Raw genomic sequence first — 2,982 nt, 5'->3', positions numbered from 1 at the left:
TGCACTATTTTAAGCTGGCCACGCCAGTAGTGGACTGGCACAGCTAATTTGGTGCATTAGAATCTGCCATCTCTTCCTCTTCAAACACTGGATAAAGGTGTTTAAGTTTGACTCTGGCATCCGGGGTTGAAAAATGCCAAATTACTTTACTGGCTGTTTTGTTGCGCTCTTGTTGCCAAGCTTCGTTCCTCTCTTGGCAATTTTTCTTCGACTAGAATCCTGCGGGCTAAACATTGTTTAGTTAAAATGCTCAGTTCAATCTCTGCGACATTCAACCAACTGCCATTACTTCGAGTATGATAAATTTCGAGCCGTCTAGCTTTGGCGTTGGGCTTCATCAGCAGGAAAAGCTTCATACAGAGAGGCAATCCGCATGAGTATTAAGATTATCACAGATTAACTTAACTTTACGAGCATCAGGATAGTCCACATCCAGTAATTGGCGAATTTCTTCAGCCCAATCACTCGCGAGCTCGGTGCTCTCGGTTGCTAACCCGCCGCCATCCAGCATGATTTGTCAAAAAACCTAAACAGGGCTTGTGTTCCTTCACGAGTGTAGTGATAATCTTCTTTGGCATCTTGAGAATTGTTGCATTTTTATCGGTTCGTAGACATGATCTTGGAGTTGTACTGATGCTTCATCCATACAAATCAAAGGCTCATCGGTCGAATGTAAGCAACAGTAAAGGTCTAAAACTACCTCCATCTGGGCGACAAATCTCGCCAAATCTCGTTCCGGAATACAAAACCGTTCTACTTTCTTTGGACTTGCTGGTTTTTTTTAATGTGCGACGTACAGTTTCACGGGAAATTTCGGTGACAATTCTTCGTTTTTTCAGTTCTGATGTTAGGAGTCATTTCGTCCAATCTGCCCTACCATCTGGCGGGTCGAACAGAGGGCGATAATTTGTGCTTCTTGTTCTCCATCTATTAATGGAGGAGTTGGCGGAATTTTTCTCAGCTTTCGATTTAGCGCTGGTTCAACTCCATAGCTGAGAAATCTTTTTCTAATACGTCCTACCGTGTTTCGATGAATATTTAAGGCTTCGGCAATCTCTCCATCTGTCCATTTTTTCTATGTCAGTTCGCCTTCATCACACATCAACAGAACTCTGGCATGGAGAATTTTCGGGAGCAGGCGCATAACCATTACGACTGATTTTTTCGAGTCTTTGTCTTTGTTCTATTTCCAGAAGTACTTTATCTCGACGACCTCTTCCCATTTTACTGACCTCGAATATCTAGCATTCTATTACACTATTTTAGCTGTGCCAGTCCAGTAGGGTGTGTTAGGGGCCTCACAGGGGTAGGTTTTTTACATTAAGGTCAAACATGGGGCGACCCAGAGGGAGAGGAAAAGGAAAACAACGAAAAAGCGGCGCTGCATCGCTTTCTTATCCCCCACACCCCACACCCCACACCCCACACCCCACACCTGAGGTCTTTGTAAAAAACCTACCCTTATGAGGTGTTAGGGGCGCGCCTTGTCATCATATTCAACGTCGTAGCCAGTAGCCCCGTAACGCACCACCACAAGGGTTGCCCTGATTTTCCGCCTCTTCGCGCCTGGTTGGGACAGCCCGCCCGGAAATAATGGTCACGGGCAAGATGCCCATTCCACCAGATGCCCATCATGGTCACGGGCAAGATGCCCATTCCACCAGATGCCCATCATGGTCACGGGCAAGATGCCCATTCCACCAGATGCCCATTCCACAGAGATAATTGTGATTTTTTGGTGCCATTATGGAAGTAGCTCCTACTTGGTTGGGAGGAAAGCCGCGCTGGGGATGGTTAAGAGGCATATCCAGCGCGGTTATTAGTTTCAGTCGTCACCTTTTATACTATACATAAATAATCGTAAAAAGGCAAGAAAAAAAATTTTTTTTTACATTTATTTACAAATATTTGATATCGCAAATTTTATACTCAATTATGTGTAAATTTTTGTATTTTTTGGGTTAGATTAGCAGTTAAATATTCCCTGATAATTTGGTCTTTATTTAATGTCCTAGTTAGGTAGGGTGGGCAGTGCTTGAAACCAATAATAACAGTTAGTTATCGCATTACTAGGCACTGCCCACCAACGAAAAAATTAGCTAGCGATCGCATTACTAGGCACTGCCTAGGCTGTGTATTTTGAGCATTTTTGGGTTCTAATTGTTCATGCCGGGATCGTGAGCAACGCTCTGAGCCTACAATCGATATATCGCAAGCGACCCACGGTCTCGTTACCTTACACAAAAAGTGCATAAACTTTTTCCTCGGGCCCTAGGACAAAGTGAACAGCCTAGGCACTGCCCACCAACGAAAAAATTAGCTAGCGATCGCATTAATAACACTGCCCACCCTACGATTATCAATTTTGTACTGAACGATAAGAGAAACTAGCTTGTTTTAGCATTGATTTGAGTTCTCTAATTTTCTTGGCCATTTAATCATTTTGGAAAAGTTATAGCGGTTTATATTCTAATGAGGTACAAAGAATTTTCACCCTCTTGCCTCTTGCCTCTTGCCTCTTGCCTCTTGCCTCTTATCTGTTCCCTGTTCCCTGTTCCCTGTTCCCTGTTCCCTAAAAAAATTTACCTCACCTAATTTAAAACCGCTATACATCTTCATACAAAGCCTCAAGACTCGTACGAAAATCCACACTTTCTAGATGAATCTCACTTCCTGGATCATAAAATTGTAATGTCCAAATTTTCTGGGCATTACGGCGGAAGCAGTCTAGACGTTGATGGTCTTGGCTAATTAGGACATATTCGACCAATGTGTCTAATTTTTGATAGTTATAAAATTTGTTACCCCGGTCAAAGGCTTCGGTTTTGGGAGATAAAACTTCGACAATTAAACAAGCAGGGTAATCGCATCTAATTTGGTATAAATCGTACTTGACAAACTACAGGGAGTATAGGTATGATAGCCAGTCAGTGTTCAAGGTTGTCCCAGAGCGGATGTTGCGGTTAACCGTTGGATTTGCCA

At 43.1% G+C, this 2,982-nt stretch carries 2 protein-coding genes and 1 pseudogene; 1 reads left to right on the top strand and 2 read right to left on the bottom strand.

What is annotated here, in order from left to right; all coding sequences use genetic code 11:
- Window positions 1–43: 43 nt before the first annotated feature.
- Window positions 44–1,223 (bottom strand): annotated as a pseudogene (locus F6K49_RS38810) (IS630 family transposase).
- A 1,249-nt stretch (window positions 1,224–2,472) separates the two neighbouring features.
- Between F6K49_RS38810 and F6K49_RS38805 the strand changes: the two are divergent.
- Window positions 2,473–2,595 (top strand): hypothetical protein, encoded by a 123-nt coding sequence (locus tag F6K49_RS38805; protein ID WP_293105809.1) that lies wholly within the window; start codon window positions 2,473–2,475, stop codon window positions 2,593–2,595.
- A 10-nt stretch (window positions 2,596–2,605) separates the two neighbouring features.
- Here the strand turns inward: F6K49_RS38805 and F6K49_RS38800 are convergent, their stop codons facing one another.
- The gene (locus F6K49_RS38800) at window positions 2,606–2,875 is read right to left on the bottom strand and encodes a Uma2 family endonuclease (RefSeq protein WP_366514285.1); all 270 of its coding nucleotides are present in this window, start codon (window positions 2,873–2,875) and stop codon (window positions 2,606–2,608) included.
- Between the last annotated feature and the right edge of the window lie 107 nt (window positions 2,876–2,982).

It is taken from the genome of Moorena sp. SIO3I6, assembly GCF_010672095.1.
Note: the sequence above shows the minus strand (reverse complement) of the source record. Positions and strands in the feature narration are given on the sequence as shown.